Annotated in this window: 17 protein-coding genes; 8 read left to right on the top strand and 9 right to left on the bottom strand. The window is 64.8% G+C overall.

What is annotated here, in order from left to right; translation table 11 throughout:
* Nucleotides 1-3: 3 nt before the first annotated feature.
* From C7G41_RS07905 to C7G41_RS07885, 5 genes are all read right to left on the bottom strand, one after another.
* On the bottom strand, nt 4-816 hold the full coding sequence (locus C7G41_RS07905) for an ABC transporter permease (protein WP_106942003.1): 813 nt from the start codon (nt 814-816) through the stop codon (nt 4-6).
* A 4-nt stretch (nt 817-820) separates the two neighbouring features.
* Nucleotides 821-1,735, bottom strand: coding sequence for an ABC transporter permease (locus tag C7G41_RS07900; RefSeq protein WP_106942002.1), 915 nt, complete (start codon nt 1,733-1,735; stop codon nt 821-823).
* Nucleotides 1,732-2,901, bottom strand: coding sequence for an ABC transporter ATP-binding protein (locus C7G41_RS07895; RefSeq protein WP_106942001.1), 1,170 nt, complete (start codon nt 2,899-2,901; stop codon nt 1,732-1,734). The genes C7G41_RS07900 and C7G41_RS07895 overlap by 4 nt, the downstream gene beginning before the upstream one ends.
* Before the next feature lie 75 nt (nt 2,902-2,976).
* The gene (locus tag C7G41_RS07890; RefSeq protein WP_106942196.1) at nt 2,977-4,437 is read right to left on the bottom strand and encodes a glycerol-3-phosphate dehydrogenase; all 1,461 of its coding nucleotides are present in this window, start codon (nt 4,435-4,437) and stop codon (nt 2,977-2,979) included.
* A gap of 135 nt (nt 4,438-4,572) precedes the next feature.
* Entirely contained in the window at nt 4,573-7,260 is a 2,688-nt protein-coding gene (locus C7G41_RS07885) for an EAL domain-containing protein (protein ID WP_106942000.1), read from the bottom strand.
* Between the two features lie 196 nt (nt 7,261-7,456).
* On the opposite strand from C7G41_RS07885, the gene C7G41_RS07880 reads away from it, so the two are divergent.
* Nucleotides 7,457-8,560 carry an NAD(P)/FAD-dependent oxidoreductase gene (locus tag C7G41_RS07880; RefSeq protein WP_106941999.1) on the top strand — a complete coding sequence of 368 codons (1,104 nt, stop codon included), beginning with the start codon at nt 7,457-7,459 and terminating at the stop codon, nt 8,558-8,560.
* Nucleotides 8,561-8,728: 168 nt separating this feature from the next.
* Here C7G41_RS07880 and C7G41_RS07875 read toward each other — a convergent pair whose 3' ends face one another.
* Nucleotides 8,729-8,908, bottom strand: coding sequence for a YdcH family protein (locus C7G41_RS07875; protein ID WP_007596254.1), 180 nt, complete (start codon nt 8,906-8,908; stop codon nt 8,729-8,731).
* A 328-nt stretch (nt 8,909-9,236) separates the two neighbouring features.
* Between C7G41_RS07875 and C7G41_RS07865 the strand changes: the two genes are divergently transcribed.
* The 3 genes from C7G41_RS07865 (at nt 9,237) to C7G41_RS07855 (ending at nt 10,055) form a co-directional block, all read left to right on the top strand.
* Nucleotides 9,237-9,443: a YdcH family protein gene (locus C7G41_RS07865; protein ID WP_027519980.1), complete on the top strand. Its 207-nt coding sequence runs from the start codon at nt 9,237-9,239 to the stop codon at nt 9,441-9,443.
* 118 nt (nt 9,444-9,561) lie between these two features.
* The gene (locus C7G41_RS07860) at nt 9,562-9,780 is read left to right on the top strand and encodes a hypothetical protein (RefSeq protein WP_106941998.1); all 219 of its coding nucleotides are present in this window, start codon (nt 9,562-9,564) and stop codon (nt 9,778-9,780) included.
* A 23-nt stretch (nt 9,781-9,803) separates the two neighbouring features.
* A complete protein-coding gene (locus C7G41_RS07855; protein ID WP_106941997.1) occupies nt 9,804-10,055 on the top strand; it encodes a hypothetical protein in 252 nt (83 codons plus the stop codon).
* Here the strand turns inward: C7G41_RS07855 and C7G41_RS07850 are convergent, their stop codons facing one another.
* Nucleotides 10,056-10,817 (bottom strand): GGDEF domain-containing protein, encoded by a 762-nt coding sequence (locus tag C7G41_RS07850; protein ID WP_199198243.1) that lies wholly within the window; start codon nt 10,815-10,817, stop codon nt 10,056-10,058.
* A gap of 141 nt (nt 10,818-10,958) precedes the next feature.
* Between C7G41_RS07850 and purE the strand changes: the two genes are divergently transcribed.
* Complete coding sequence (purE, locus tag C7G41_RS07845) at nt 10,959-11,447, top strand: 5-(carboxyamino)imidazole ribonucleotide mutase (protein WP_106941995.1); 489 nt, start codon at nt 10,959-10,961, stop codon at nt 11,445-11,447.
* A complete protein-coding gene (locus C7G41_RS07840; RefSeq protein ID WP_106941994.1) occupies nt 11,444-12,550 on the top strand; it encodes a 5-(carboxyamino)imidazole ribonucleotide synthase in 1,107 nt (368 codons plus the stop codon). Before purE ends, C7G41_RS07840 begins: the two co-directional genes overlap by 4 nt.
* 36 nt (nt 12,551-12,586) lie before the next feature.
* On the opposite strand, the gene aqpZ is transcribed toward C7G41_RS07840, so the two are convergent.
* On the bottom strand, nt 12,587-13,309 hold the full coding sequence (aqpZ, locus tag C7G41_RS07835) for an aquaporin Z (RefSeq protein WP_106941993.1): 723 nt from the start codon (nt 13,307-13,309) through the stop codon (nt 12,587-12,589).
* 260 nt (nt 13,310-13,569) lie between these two features.
* Here aqpZ and rpsU point away from each other — a divergent pair, with 260 nt between their 5' ends.
* Entirely contained in the window at nt 13,570-13,878 is a 309-nt protein-coding gene (gene rpsU / locus C7G41_RS07830; RefSeq protein ID WP_007596265.1) for a 30S ribosomal protein S21, read from the top strand.
* Between the two features lie 125 nt (nt 13,879-14,003).
* Complete coding sequence (locus C7G41_RS07825; RefSeq protein ID WP_106941992.1) at nt 14,004-14,654, top strand: tetratricopeptide repeat protein; 651 nt, start codon at nt 14,004-14,006, stop codon at nt 14,652-14,654.
* 27 nt (nt 14,655-14,681) lie between these two features.
* On the opposite strand, the gene C7G41_RS07820 is transcribed toward C7G41_RS07825, so the two are convergent.
* Nucleotides 14,682-15,659, bottom strand: a complete 978-nt coding sequence (locus C7G41_RS07820; RefSeq protein WP_106941991.1) for a hypothetical protein — start codon at nt 15,657-15,659, stop codon at nt 14,682-14,684.
* Nucleotides 15,660-15,703 lie beyond the last annotated feature (44 nt).

The raw sequence follows: 15,703 nt of genomic DNA, 5'->3' as shown, positions 1-15,703 counted from the left end.
CGCTCACAGCGGCGCCGCGCTCTCGCCCCGCGAGCTCGATAGTTTAGAGGCGAGCGAGGCGATGATGATGACCACCGCGATCAACGCGATCACCAGCGTGCAGATCGCGTTGATCTCGGGCTTCACCCCCAGCCGCACCTCCGAATAGATCCGGATCGGCAGCGTCGCCGAGCCCGGGCCGGTGGTGAAGCTCGCGATGACGAGATCGTCGAGCGAGAGCGTGAAGGCGAGCATCCAGCCCGCGACGATCGCGGGCGCGATCAGCGGCAGCGTCACGGCCACGAAGGCCTGCACGGGGTCGCAGCCGAGGTCCATTGCGGCCTCTTCCAAGGAGCGGTCGAGCGACCCGAGGCGGGATTGCACGACGACGGCGACGAAGCACATCGTCAGCGTGGCGTGGGCGATCGTCACCGTCCAGAAGCCGCGCTCGGCGTTCAGCGCCACGAACAACAACAATAGCGACAATCCGGTAATCACCTCTGGCATCACCAGCGGCGCATAGAGCATGCCGGAGAACAGGGTGCGGCCACGGAACCGCTCGCCGCGCGACAATGCCAATGCGGCGAGCGTGCCGATCAGGGTCGCAATGGTCGCGGAGGAGACCGCGACGCGCAGGCTCATCCAGGCCGCTTCGATCATGGCGCGGTCATTGAAGAACTCGTGATACCAGCGCAGCGACCAGCCGCCCCACACCGTCACCAGCCGCGAGGCGTTGAAGGAATAGATGACGAGGATCAGGATCGGCAGATAGAGGAAGGCCAGACCCAGTGCTAGCGAGGCAATATTGAAGCGGGACAGGCGGGAGATCTTTCGCATCGCCTCACCGCACCTGTTCCAGCTGCCGCTTCTGCAGCCGTTCGTACAGCAGCAGCGGGACCAGCAGCACCACCAGCAGCACGATGGCCGCGGCGGACGCGACCGGCCAGTCCTTGTTGGTGAAGAATTCGAGCCACAGCGTCTGGCCGATCATCAGCGAATTGGAGCCGGCCAACAGATCCGGAATGACGAACTCGCCGACAATGGGGATGAAGCACAGCAGCACGCCGGCGCCGACGCCGGGCAGCGACAGCGGGAAGGTAACGAGCCAGAACACCTGCCAGCGCGGCGCGCCGAGATCGGAGGCGGCCTCCTCCAGCACCGGCTCCATCTTGGCCAGCGTGGCGTAGAGCGGCAGGATCATGAACGGCAGGTAAGAATAGACGATGCCGATATACATCGCGCTGTCGGTGGAGAGCCACACCACCGGCTGGCTGACCAGATGCAGCGCCAGCAGGATCTGGTTGAGCAGGCCGTCATGCTGGAGGATGTTGATCCAGGCATAGATGCGGATCAGGAACGAGGTCCAGAACGGCACGATCACCAGCACCATCGCCACGGCCTGCCAGCGCGTCGGCAGCCGCGTCATGCCGTAGGCGATGGGATAGCCTATCAGGAGCAACAGCGCGGTCGCGGTGACGGCGACGGTGAGGCTACGCACATAGGCAAACACGTAGATATCGTCGGAGGCGAGCAGCTTGAAATTGTCGATCGACAGCGCCGCAAAAGCGGCCTTCAGCGCCCCCCATCCCGCCATCAGGTCGAACACCGGCTCGTAAGGCGGCTGCGCGATCGCCGTCTGCGACAGGCTGATCTTCAGCACGAAGCCGAACGGCACCAGGAAGAACAGCACCATCCAGACATAAGGCGCGATAGCGGCAAACCGCGCCGGTCGCGCGAAGATGCGGCGCGCACTCATGAGGGCAGCACCACGCAGTCGTCGGGCGTGAACCAGGCGACGACAGGCTGGTTCAGGCCGTAGGCGTCGACGTCGAGGCGCGCGCTGTTGGCGACCGAAGCCTGCAGCATCCCGCCGGCGTCGAGCTTCACCTTGTAAGTGGTGGTGCCGCCGAGATAGCAGACATCGGCGATCACGCCGTCCAGCTGGTTGATCGCCGTTTCATGACCGGCTTCCCTCACCGGACCCCGGCGCGACAGCTTGACCTTCTCGGGGCGGATCGCGACCGAGAATTTTCCGGCACCGACCGGTTCGCGCGGCTCGGCCACCACCAACGCACCCGCATCACGCGTGCCAATGACCAGACGATGACCGTCGCGCAATTTGGACTCGCCGTCGAACAGATTGATGTCGCCGACGAACTCCGCGATCCAGCGCGAGCGTGGCGCCTCGTAGAGTTCGCGCGGGCTGGCGACCTGCGCGAGCTTGCCGTCCCTCATCACGCCGATCCGGCTTGCCATCGTCATCGCCTCTTCCTGGTCGTGGGTGACGATGATGAAAGTCATGCCGAGCCGGCGCTGAAGCTCCATCAGCTCGCCCTGGGTGCTTTCGCGCAACTTCTTGTCGAGGGCCGCGAGCGGCTCGTCGAGCAGCAGCAATTGCGGCCGCCGCGCCAGCGCCCGGGCCAGCGCCACGCGCTGACGCTGGCCGCCGGAGAGCTGGTCGGGCTTGCGCTTCTCCAGCCCGTCAAGCTTCACCAGCGCAACCATCTCCGCCACACGCGTGGCAATGTCGGCGCGCGCCATGCCGGCGCGCTTCAGGCCGAAGGCGATGTTGTCGCGCACCGCGAGATGCGGAAACAGCGCGTAGTTCTGGAACATCATGTTGATCGGCCGCTCATGCGGCAGCGCCTGCGCAATGTCCTTTCCGCCGAGCAGGATGCGCCCTTGATCCGGCGCTTCGAAACCGGCGAGCATGCGCAGAAGCGTGGTCTTGCCGCAGCCGCTGGGCCCGAGCAGTGCAAAGAACTCGCCGGACTTGATGTCGAGCGACACGCCATCCACGGCACGGAACGTCCCGAACCTCTTGGCGACGCCCTCGATGCGCAGCAGCGGCTCGCCGGCCGCGAACTGCGTGTCTCCGACCGAATCCGCAGCAGCGTCTGTTCTGGGCAACTCGTCAGTCATGGTCCCTGCCAACCCCAATCCCGCCGCACGCTAGCGGCCGATCGTCCCTAGCTCAACCGGTTAGAGGCGGTTCTTTCACATCGGATTCGGCATGAACGCCGCCAGCGCATCGCGCTCCTCCGCCGACATCGTCAGGCCGAGCTTGGAGCGGCGCCACAGGATGTCCTCGGGAAAACGCGCCCATTCGTGGGTCATGAGATAGCGCACCTCGGCGCCGGTCAACTCGGGACCGAAGGCGGGGCCGAGATCGTCGCGGGTCTTCGCCTCGCCAAGCACAGCCGATAGCCGCGAACCATAGGCCGCGACGAGACGTTGGGCCTGCGTCTCCGAGAGAAAGCGCCAGCGATCACGCGCAAGATCGACCTCGGTATCGAAACGATCCCAGGCGAAATCTCCGCCGGGTAGCGCCGCGCCTGCGGTCCAGGGCGGCGACATCGGATAGAACGGCGTCAACTTCGTCACCGCCCGCTCCGCGCGCAGGCGCGAGGTGGTGACGTCTCCGCCGAACATTGTGATCAGCGGCGCCTTGCGCCGCCGCGCGTGAAACAGCGTCGTGCCGTCACGCCGGCGCGCGGACGCCAGCGTCAGGTTGACGCCGGAGACCGCGCGCACCACGTCGGTCGGGGCGACGCGCTCGCGGAAATAGCGGCTGGCCGCTTCGCAGAGATAGCCGACGTCGGCCCCCCGCATCGCGACGATCGCGGGATCGCCGGCGAAATCGTGCGTGACTGTGCCGATCAGCGTGAAGTCGCGCTCGAGGGGACTAGCGAAGATCAGCCGGCCATCGCTGTTCTGGAAGACGTAGACGTTATCGGAATCAAACAACCGCGGGACGATGATCTGGCTCATCTGCATCGCCGCCATGGCGGGTTGCGGCTGCCGCAGCACGGTCTCCGCGACCATCGACGTCCAGCCGCCGGTGGCGTTGGCCAGTGCGCGGGCCGTAATCGTGCGGCGGTGGCCGCGGTCCACCACCGCAAGCCGCCATGTGTCGGTTCGATCGGCGCGCACACAGCGCGCTCCGGTCCGAATCGCGGCGCCGCGCTCGGCCGCATCCAGTGCCGTGAGCACGACCAGTCGGGAATCGTCGACGACGCAGTCAGAGTATTCGAAGGCCGTGCCGAATGGCCGTTTCAGCGCGTTGCCGACCGGATGATGCGTGATGTCGAGGGTCGCCGTTGCAGGCAGGCCGCTCCGGCTGGTGAGGCTGTCGTAGAGGAGCAGGCCGAGGCGCAGCAGCCATGGTGGCCGCTCGTCGGAATGCGCCGGGATCACGAAGCGCATCGGCCGAACCAGATGCGGCGCGATCCGGAGCCAGGTCCGGCGCTCGGCGAGCGCCCGGCGCACCCGCCGGAAGCCGCGCCGTTCCAGCACCGCGAGATCGCCGTGGATCAGCCGCGGTGTTGCCGAGGACGCCGCTCCGCCCAGATCGCCCTGCTCCAACAGGATGACCCGCAGGCCGCGGCCGGCCGCATCGCGCGCGAGGCTGACACCGTTCAGGCCGCCGCCGATGATCGCAAGGTCGTAATCCGCCATAAAGCCGTCGAATGGGAGCGAAACGCTCGCCATCTCTAGAGCCATTTCCGCTCCGATGAAATCGGAACGGGGCTCTAGATTCCAGTTTGGCGCGTTTTCTTGACGCGAACCGGCATCACTTCGCTCGAAGACGCTCTACCCGGTCTTGAGTGCAAGCTCCATGACTTCGGCGCGACCGACGAGGCCGGCATATTTCCCGATCGGCAGGGGCTTGCCGAGCAGATAGCCCTGCACGCCGTCACAGCCTTCTTCGGCGAGGAAGGCGAGTTGTTCCAGCGTCTCGACGCCCTCCGCGACGATCGACATGTCCAGGCCATGGCCGAGATCGATCACCGCGCGCACGATCGCCGCCGATTGCGGGTTGCGGCCGAGATTGATGATAAAGGCGCGGTCGATCTTGATCTTGTCGAACGGGAACGCCTGGAGATAGCTCAGCGAGGAATAACCGCTGCCGAAATCGTCCATGGAGATGCGCACGCCGAGCGCCTTGAGCCGGCGCAGCAGCGCAAGTCCGCGATCGAAGTCCTCGATCAGCACGCCCTCGGTGATCTCGAGCTCGAGCCGGCCGGGTGCGAGACCCGTCTCGATTAGGATGGAATGGACGAGCCCGACCACGTCGCCGTGCATGAACTGCGCCGGCGACAGGTTGACCGCGACCTGAAGCGGCGTCGGCCAGGACGCTGCCTCGCGGCAGGCCTCGCGCAGGATCCACTCGCCCATCTCGACGATCAGGCCGCTTTCCTCCGCGATCGGGATGAATTCGGCCGGGGAGACCTGGCCGCGCACCGGATGCTGCCAGCGCGCCAGCGCCTCGAAGCCGATGATCTCGCTCTCGGCGACGCTGTGGCCCGCGGCTCCCTGCGGCTGGAAGGCGAGCGAGAGCTCGCCGTTCTTGATCGCCATCGAGAGGTCCTGATGCAACACGCGGCGATCGCGGATCTGCTGGTCCATCTCCGGCTGGAACAGGCTGATCGTGCCGCGCGATTTCTGCTTGGCGCGGAACAGCGCCGCGCCGGCATTGGCGAGCAGCGAGGCGGCGTCGGCGCCGTTGTGAGGGAAGATCGACATGCCGGTGGAGACACCGGCGCGGACCGGGCGACCGTCAATCTGGAATTCCGCGGCGATGGCATCACCGATCTGCTGCGCCAGCGCGAGACCTGCCTCCGGCTGCTTGCCGTCGATGATCAGGCCGAACTCGTCGCCGGACAGGCGCGCCACCACGCCGCCGCGCGCGGAGTCCTGGAGCCGCTGCGCCACCTCGACCAGGAGCTTGTCGCCGTGCGCATGGCCGAAGACGTCGTTGACCTCCTTGAGGCCGTCGAGGTCAACGCACAGAACCGCGAACTCCTCGCCGGTGCCCTCGCAGGCCTCGATCATCTGGGTCAACGCCTGCAGGAAAGCGGCACGGTTCGGCAAATCGGTGAGGCCGTCGTGATAGGCCATGTGCGCCATGCGCGACTCGGTTTGCCGGCGATCGGTGACGTCCTCGTGGGTCTTGATCAGATATTGCGGCTCGCCGGTGTCGCCCAACACGGTGGCGCGGCGGGTGAGGAACAGCCGCAGCCCGTCCTTGGTGGAGATCGGGTGCTCTTCGGTGATCATCCCACGTTTCTTGATCGCGGCTTCGTCCCGCGCGATGATCAGCTTGGCTTCCTTGGGATTGAAAATGTCGGACGCCGTCAGGCCCGTAGCTTCCTCGCGCCTGCGGTTGAGGATCGTCTCCGCGCTGCGGTTGGCGAGCAGATAGCGGCCGTCCTTGACCTGCTCGACGATCAGGGCCACCGGGATGTTGTCGACCACGAGCTCCAGGAACTTCTTCGTGCTCTCCAGCTCCTTCGACAGCGAGCGGCGGTCGGTGATGTCCTCGAACACGAGCATCAGGAATTCAGGCTTGTTGCTCTCGTTGCGGACCACGATCCGGATCGAGGCAACCATGCGTCGCTCGCCGGCGCGGTCGACCTCGAATTCGTTGCGAAACTGGCCGTCCGGCGAATCGAGTGCCGCCCGGTCGGTTGCCTCGATGCCGTCCGCCGAGACAGGTGCAAACAGCTCGCGGGCGTTCTTGCCGACGGCATGATCGCGCGAGAAGCCCCAGAACCGCTCATAGGCGCTGTTGGCGAAGATGTAGCGGCCATCCTCAATGCTCTTCGCGGCCACGCAGGCCGGAACGTGATCCAGCAACGTTTCCAGGAACTGCTTGGTGGAGGCGAGTTGCCGCGACAGCCTGCGCTGCTCGCTGACGTCCAGATGCGTCGCCACCGAACCGCCGTTGGGCAGCACGAAATATTTCACCAGGATGGCCCGCCCATCCGGAAGTTCGGTGATTAAGCCGTTGGTGCTTGCCGCCTTCTCGTAGAACTCGTCGTCGGAGGCCCCGCCGAGCACCCCGCGCTTGCGTCGCAGCTCAAGGATGTCGTGGCCGGTCATTCCCGCCCAGATGTCCGACCGCATCAGGCCGTAGATATCGAGATAGCGATCGTTGCAGAAGATGATACGCCGCTGCGCATCCGTCATCACCACGCCCTGGTTGAGGTTGTTCATGGCGGAGGAGACGAAGGCATTGCGCCGCAGCTGCAGACGCCTGGTCCGGCGCAGCGAGGAATGGATCCACAGCGCGATCGCGACCAGGAACGAGCAGATCACGACGCCCGCGATCAGGGCTTCCCAGATCACGTTGGGATCAAGGTGGCCGAGATAGCTCGGAGGGGTGAAGCTGTCGGAGAGGGCAAAGGCGCGCGCAGGCGTCACCGCTGCGGCCAGGCACACGACGGCCTGCACCGCAATCGGAAGCGCGCTGCCCGCGTGCCAGTTCTTCTCAGCCATCAGCCACCCGCGATTTCAACGTCGGATTGTCTGGCCTCGCGGGTTTGGATCGGGTAAACGCCTGTACGCGCAACGGAAAAATGTGGCATCAAATACGGCAATTGCCCTGACATGATAAATGCTTCCTTAACGGAAAACGCCCCCGCGCCATTCCCAGGCGTCAGGCCATCGTTTCGAACGGACGTCCTGCACAACCATGGATAGGGTCGACTGCGTCGTCATCGGAGCCGGCGTGATCGGGCTCGCGGTGGCTCGAAAGCTGGCGCAAGCCGGGCGCGAGGTGATCGTGCTCGAGGAAGCCGAGGCCATCGGCACCATCACCTCCTCGCGCAACAGCGAGGTGATCCATGCCGGCATCTACTACCGCGCCGGAAGCTGGATGGCGCGCATGTGCGTCGACGGCAAGCACGCGCTCTACCGTTACTGTTCCGAGCGCGGCATCCCGCACAGGAATAGCGGCAAGCTGATCGTAGCGACCAATCCGAAAGAGACCGAGAAGCTGCAATCGATCAAGGCGCATGCCGAGGCCAATGGCGTGCTCGACATGCAGCTCCTCACGGGCGATGCGGCATGTGCGCTGGAGCCGGCGCTCGCCTGCGACGCCGCGCTGCTGTCGCCGTCGACCGGCATCATCGACAGCCACGCCTATATGCTCTCGCTGCGCGGTGAAGCCGAGGACGCGGGCGCGGCCTTCGCATTTCACACCCCGCTGATCCGTGCCAAGGCGACCGCCGGCGTGATCGAGATCGAGGCGGGCGGCGAAGCGCCGATGACGCTGCAATGCAGCCTCCTCGTCAACGCCGCCGGGCTGTCGGCGACCACGGTGGCGCGCAACATCGAGGGCATGCCGCTGGAACGGATCCCGACGGCCTACCTCGCCAAGGGAAACTACTTCAGCTGCAATGCCAGGGCGCCGTTCTCGCGCCTGATCTATCCAGTGCCCGAGCCCGGCGGGCTAGGGGTGCATCTGACGCTGGATATGGCAGGGCAGGCACGTTTCGGTCCCGACGTCGAGTGGATCGAGACGATCGACTATGAGGTCGACCCGTCACGCGCCGAGCGCTTCTATCCGGCGATCCGCAAATACTGGCCGACGCTGCCTGACGGCGCGCTCATGCCGAGCTATTCGGGCATCCGCCCGAAGATCGTGCCGCCGGCGGTGGCCACGCAGGATTTCTTGATGCAAGGCCCGCGCGATCACGGCATCGACGGCCTGATCAATCTGTTCGGCATCGAGTCACCCGGATTGACGTCGTCGCTCGCGATCGCGGATCACGTCGCCGAGCTCGCAAACATCTAGTGTTTTAAAGCGAAGTGGATTCCGGTTGCGCGTAAAGAACCGGCCCAGACAAGAAGCGAGAGCCGCGCAAATCTTTGCACGGTGCGCACCTTGCAGCAGGGATGAGCGCAAAGGCTCCCATCCCTGCGTGAAAGGGTGCGATCAACTCTACGCTGTTTACGGGGGTTACTAGTGGAGCGTGTCGCCGTGCCTCAGGCGCTCGATCTGGTCCTTGACCATCAACTTCCGTCGCTTCAACTCAACAATTTGCAGGTCGTCTGTTGAAAGGTGCACGAGAGCTTCGTGCAATTCGTTTTCGAGAGTTTTGTGCTTCCGTTCCAATTCAACCAGATGTGCCTGAATTGTCATTCGAAACCTCCTCGGTAGGGGTGAACCTTGGATTCGACCGGACGACGAAGTGTACATCACCGATTCGTTCTGTCGATGGGTATCCGTCGTCGCAGTGTCATTTTTGAAAATACATATGTAACGAAGCGTGAGTAAGGGAACCACGCGGGAAAAATCCGTGATATCAATGCTCTTGCGCAACGCCGTCACGAGCCGCAGAAATATGTTGCGGGAGATCGGCGCGCGACGGTCGCAGATCGCTTGCGATCACGCCGCGCAAGGACGATAATTTCCACAGGGCATCCACAGCCTTAATCTCACGCCTATCGGTTTTTCGGCCACCGCAGACATGACCAATGAAGATGCGCGCGAACTCGAATCCGAGCTCGCCCGGTTGCACCAGGAACACCGAGATCTCGATGCGGCGATCGATGCACTGCATCAATCGCCCGCCCCCGACCTGTTGCGGTTACAGCGGTTGAAGAAACGCAAGCTGTTGTTGCGTGACCGTATCGCGTTCATCGAAGACCAGATCACGCCGGACATCATCGCCTGATCCACAGGAGGAGAGCCTTCCGGGCCCGCCGCACGTGAATCTGCTTGACTCGAAAGGAACAAAATAAGAACATTTGAGCACCCCAACGCGCCCGGGGAAACCGCCAAGGAAAACGCAGATGTCGGCAACCGCCCTCCTCGACAACAGCCATTATGAACAGGCCTGCGATCAGGCGATCGCGATGTGCGACGGCAATCTGCGCAGCACCATCAAGGCGCTGATCATGGCCAATGAATATCTGGAGGCCGAGCTGGAGGAATTGCAGGCGGCGATTTCCGCCGGCTGCATTCCGGAGACCTCGCGCAGCAAGATGCGGAGCAAGGGCAGCGCCGCCTGAGCTGTCAGCTATCGGAGTCGACCATGTCCGATGTCACCTATTACGTTGCATTACCCTTCCTGACCGACGAGGACGGATCGCCGGTGGCGGGTGCGGCCGAGGAATGTCAGAGCGCGGCTGCCGCGTTGCGCCGCGCCGAGATTATGTCGCACGGCGCCGGCCACACCGGCGCGGTCGCGTTCAGCCGCAGCGGCGATCCCATGACCGGCGAATTCGGGGACGCCAAACTGCTCCGCGGCTTCGGCAACGTACCGAAAGACCTCGGCACGCTTTAACTAGCTGCTGACGAGCCTGATGCGCGGCTCATGCCGCCGGTGCGCCTTGCGCACATACATCGCGGCATCGGCCTCCTCCAGAGCGCGCGCGGCGTCGGACTGCACTCCAAGCAGGGCGACGCCGGCGGAAGCGCCCGCGCTCACGTGCTGGCCGCGAAAGACAAAGGACAATTCGTCGATGGCCTGCTCGAAAGCCGCGGCCTTCGCCTTGGCGTCGGTCTCGCTGAGATTCCAGAGCAGCAGCGCGAACTCATCGCCGCCGAGCCGGCCGACCACGTCCGAGGCGCGGATCTGCCGTGTGAGCGTGGTGGCAATCGCCTTCAGCACCTCGTCGCCGGCCGCATGGCCGAAGGAATCGTTGATCGGCTTCAGCCGATCAACGTCGAGCACGATCAGCGCACCGCTGGCACGGTAGCGCTTCATGTAGGCGACGGCGCGTGCGAGCTCGCGTTCGAAGCCGCGCCGGTTCGGAATTTCGAGCAGGAAGTCGGTGTCGGCGGCGGCCTCGAGCTCCGCGACCCGCCGCAGCGCCCCCTTGAGCTTGCTCCGGAGGTCGCGGATGGTCGCCTTGATGGCCCCTTTTGCGCCGTCAGCGGCAGACGCTCCGCGCCGCGCCGTCTTGACCGGATGCTTGGCCACACCCTTGGCCACACCCTTGGCCACACGCTTGGCCGGACGCTTGAGAGCAACTTTGGAGCCGACGGCACTGGTCTTCGGGCCCTTTTTGGCCTTCGCAGCACTCGCCCTTTTTGGTTTCTTCATGGGCATCCTGCTCAATGAAGGCTTGCGGGGATTCACCAAGACAGGATAGTTCATTCCCTTCTCCTTGCCACCGCCTTGCGAGCCACCGGCCGGAACCTTTAATCTGGCCTATCTTTCTGTTTTTCGAGCACAATTGACGTCATGACCGCGCCGATCGCCATCATCATGGGAAGCCAGTCGGACTGGGACACGATGCGGCATGCCGCCGACACGCTTGCAGCGCTCGGCGTTGCCGCCGACACCCGCATCGTTTCGGCCCACCGCACCCCCGACCGGCTGTTTACGTTCGCCAAAGGCGCCAAGACGGCCGGTTACAAGGTCATCATCGCCGGTGCGGGTGGCGCAGCCCACCTGCCCGGCATGGCGGCGGCGCTGACGGAACTGCCCGTGTTCGGCGTCCCCGTCGAATCCAGGACGCTCAAGGGCATCGATTCGCTCTATTCGATCGTCCAGATGCCCGCAGGCATCCCGGTCGGCACCCTCGCCATCGGCAAGGCCGGCGCCATCAATGCGGCGCTGCTGGCCGCCGCCGTGCTGGCCTTGTCCGACCCGGCCTTGTCCGACCGCCTCGCCGCCTGGCGCAAGGCGCAGACCGAGGCCGTGGCCGAGCGCCCGGAGGACAAGGCGTGACTGACACAAAGCAGGTGAAGCTGAAGCCCGGCGACACCATTGGTATCCTCGGCGGCGGACAATTAGGGCGGATGCTGGCCATGGCGGCGGCACGGCTCGGCCTGCGCTGCCAGGTGTTCTCGCCCGATCCGGACTCACCGGCCTTCGACGTCGTCCTGAATGCGACCTGCGCCGAATATGCCGATGTCGAAGCACTCGAGCTGTTCGCCAACGACGTCGACGTCATCACCTACGAATTCGAGAACGTGCCGTCCGCGGCCGCGATGGTGCTGGATGCTCGCCGCCCGGTGCTGCCCAACCGCAAGATCCTCGAGACCACCCAGGACCGGCTCGCCGAGAAGGATTTCGTGACGCGGCTCGGCATCGGCACCGCGGCTTATGCCGACGTCACCTCGGTCCCGTCATTGCGCGAGGCGATCGCCAGGATCGGCCTTCCGGCGGTGCTGAAGACCCGCCGCTTCGGCTATGACGGCAAGGGCCAGGCCATCATCCGCGAGGGCGACGACATCGCGAAAGTGTGGACCAGTCTCGCCACCAAATCGGCGATCCTGGAAGCCTTCGTGCCGTACGAGCGTGAGATTTCCGTGATCGCCGCCCGCTCGGCCACAGGCCAGGTCGAGTGTTTCGACGTCACCGAAAACGAGCACCGCGACCACATCCTGAAGATCTCCCGTGCGCCCGCCCGGATCCCGGACGCGCTCGCCGAGGAAGCGCGCAGCATCGCCGAAAAGATCGCGGGCGCGCTCGATTATGTCGGCGTGCTTGCCGTCGAGATGTTCGTGCTCGCCAACGGCACCGGACCCAAGGTGCTGGTCAATGAGATCGCTCCGCGCGTGCACAATTCCGGACACTGGACGCTCGACGGTGCGTCCGTCTCGCAGTTCGAGCAGCACATCCGCGCCATTGCCGGCTGGCCTCTCGGCAAGCCCGTGCGCCACGGCGAGGTCGTCACTATGACCAATCTGATCGGCGACGAGATCAACGAATATGACAAGTGGCTGAGCGTGCCGGGCGCAACCGTGCACATCTACGGCAAGGGCGCGCCGCGTCCGGGCCGCAAGATGGGCCACGTCACCGAAGTGCGACCCACGACCGGCAAATAACGGGACCGCGGCGCATGCCGCGATCCCGCTTTGCGATTACGCCGTCTTTGCGCCGGCGATGACGCCGGTGGGTTCGTCGCTGAGCCAGCGATAGACCACCCCGCCCAGCGCGCCCCCGATCAGTGGCGCAATCCAGAACAGCCAGAGCTGCGACAACGCCCAGCCGCCGACGAACAATGCGGGACCCGTGCTGCGCGCCGGGTTCACCGAGGTGTTGGTGACGGGGATGCTGACGAGATGGATCATCACCAGCGCGAGCCCGATCGCCAGCGGCGCAAAGCCCACGGGTGCGCGGCCGTGGGTGGCGCCCATGATGATGAACAGGAACATCATGGTCATGACCACCTCGGTGAGAAAGCACACGATCATGCTGTACTGGCCGGGAGAATGAGCGTCGTAGCCGTTGGACGCGAAGCCTTTACTGACGTCGAAGCCGGGAGCTCCACTTGCGATGACGTAGAGAAGCCACGCGGCCACGATCGCGCCGGCGACCTGCGCAATCACATAAGGCAGGATCTGCCCGGCCGGAAAACGCCCGCCGGCAGCAAGACCCACGGTGACGGCCGGGTTGAGATGGCAGCCGGAGATGTGGCCGATCGCATAGGCCATGGTGACCACGCTCAGCCCGAATGCGAGCGAGACACCGACCAGACCGATGCCAACCTGCGGAAAGCCGGCTGCGATCACCGCGCTCCCGCAACCTGCGAATGTGAGCCAAAAGGTGCCGATAGCCTCGGCCGCGTATTTCTTCATATCCATGTGTCGTCCCCTGCTTTCAAAGATTCCGGACCAAAGCTCCGGAAACGGCCCCACCCTTGGCGTCAAATCTCCCGAATCAGGGCCGCACAGAGGTATTTCGCCTCATTTAATGGCTGAACTAGGCCCGAAAACCCGCTTGGCCGGTGGACATCCCAAGTTTTGTCTGATACATCCGCGCCCTCAAGGTTAAGGGCTTGTGCGTTTCGCCATCCCCTTTGACTTACCAGAATTCAAATCCGATCCACTGAAGAGGATGCCGCGTGCAGGTTCTCGTTCGCGATAACAATGTCGACCAAGCCCTCAAGGCGCTGAAGAAGAAGATGCAGCGCGAGGGTATTTTCCGCGAGATGAAGCTCCGCGGTCACTACGAAAAGCCCTCCGAGAAGAAGGCCCGTGAAAAGGCCGAAGCCGTGCGTCGCGCACGCAAGCTGGCCCGCAAGAAGCTGCAGCGCGAAGGCCTGCTGCCGATGAAGCCGAAGCCGGTGTTCGGCGCTGGCCCCGGCGGTGATCGTGGCGGTCGCGGCGGCCCGGGTGCAGGTGCAAGTGCTGGTCCGCGCGGACCGCGCTGATTTACCGGACTTGAGACACTTCAGTTTTCGATGACGCGGGCCCCTGGCCCGCGTTATTGTTTTGTGAGCGGTGCCTTTCTGGGATGGGGCACTACCGATGCGGCACGAGCGCGAGCGAACCGTAGATGGCCTCCCCTTTCCCCAAGCGCGGCTTGGCGCGGCTACGCCGGATCTTGCAGCAGCCGTTTGCGCTTGCGGTTGTGGGGATTTCGCTGTGCGGCTGCTCCTTCGACCTGGGGTCGCTGACGCCGGAGAAGGACAAGCCGCAGGAGGCACCCAAGACAGCCGTGACCACCGAAAACGTGGTCAGCGCCGTCAATGTCAGCGAATCCCAGGCCCATACGGCAAAGGCCCAGGCCCTGGCAAAGTCCGGCGAGACGGCGGCCGCGCTCGATGAATTCAATCACGCGGTCGGACTCGATCCCTACAATGTGCAGGCGCTCTATGGCCGCGCCCTGATCTACCAGGGCAAGAACCAGCACGATGTCGCGATCGCCGATTTCAGTGCCGCGAGTGGCCTTAACCCGCAGAAGGTCGAGCCGCTGCTCGGCCGCGCCACCAGTTATCTCGCCCTCGGCAAGGTCAAGGAGGCCGCGGCCGACCTGGATGAGGCTTCCGAGGCCGATCCCCACAATGCCCAGGTCTGGACCATACGCGGGCAAGCCTATGAACGGCTGGGCGACAGGACCAAGGCGGCGGCGTCCTACACCAAGGCGGTCTCGCTTCGGCCACGCGACGACGCCGCCCGCAGCGGCCTCGCCCGCGTCGGCGGCTGACGATTCTGGCGCAGCGCAGGCGCCGTCTTAATCCGGGGTGACGCTCTTCGGCAGAACGGAATGGAACATGGACTTGACGCCCGACAGCATGTCGTCGGCGACATTGGTCTTCGGCCGCGGCATGGACGCGCCGGCATCTGCGCGCAGATCGAGCGGGGGCGCAATCATCGGGACCGGAATATCAGCCGGGGGGGTCAGCCGATTCGGGTTCTCATTGCCGACCGAGGCTGTATAGGGCGGGCTCGCCTGCGACGAGCCGCCATTGCCATAGGCCTCGGCTGCGGGTGTCGAGACCGTGATGGGCGGCGGCAACGGGCGCACCGTGGACGAATCCACGGGGACGATACGCGGGGCCTCCGGCGTGCGGGCGGCTTCGCGCACTGCAGGCTCCTGAGTCTTCTCGGGCGACCTGGCCTCCAAAGACTTGGCCTCCAAAGACTTGGTCTCGGAAGACTTGTTGTCGGAAGCCTTTGTGTCGGAAGCCTTGGCCTCAGCCGCCTTGCTCTCAGGCGACTTGCGCAGGCGCTCGATGGCGGCGCGCACGAGATCGTTGGCGTCGGGGCTTGCGGCCGGCGCGGCGGCAGCCGGCGCCGAATTGGCCTCCACCACCGGGGTGGCGGGAGCGGGTGCACTGACGGCCGGGGAGGACTTGGCGACTGCCTTCTCGCGCGCGGACGGCTTGCCGCGCGGGGCGGCCTCGGCCGGCGCCACGTCCGCCGTAGAAGTCTTCGATTCCGCGGCGGGCTGATCGGCCGCCTTCTCGGCCGCCGGCTTGTCCGCCACCTTCTTCTCGGAAATGCCCTTGGCCTTGACGCCGGGCGCGGGCAGGTTGGCCAGATCGGCGGGCTTGCCGTTCTTGCCAGCCTCGGCAGGCGCCATCACGGCCGCGGGTGCATCCGCCGCCGGCTTCGCGTTGATGTAATGATTAACGATATACGCCCCGATGATCGTTGCGAGCACCGAGGGGAAGATGTCCATCGAGATTTTAGCGATGTATTTCAGCATTCCGGCCACTCCCCGCGCGATCTGATGCGGGAACTTTGAGGCAT

Origin of the sequence: Bradyrhizobium sp. MOS002 (assembly GCF_003020115.1) — a bacterium.
GTDB lineage: Bacteria > Pseudomonadota > Alphaproteobacteria > Rhizobiales > Xanthobacteraceae > Bradyrhizobium.
This window is presented reverse-complemented; position numbering and strand designations above follow the sequence as displayed.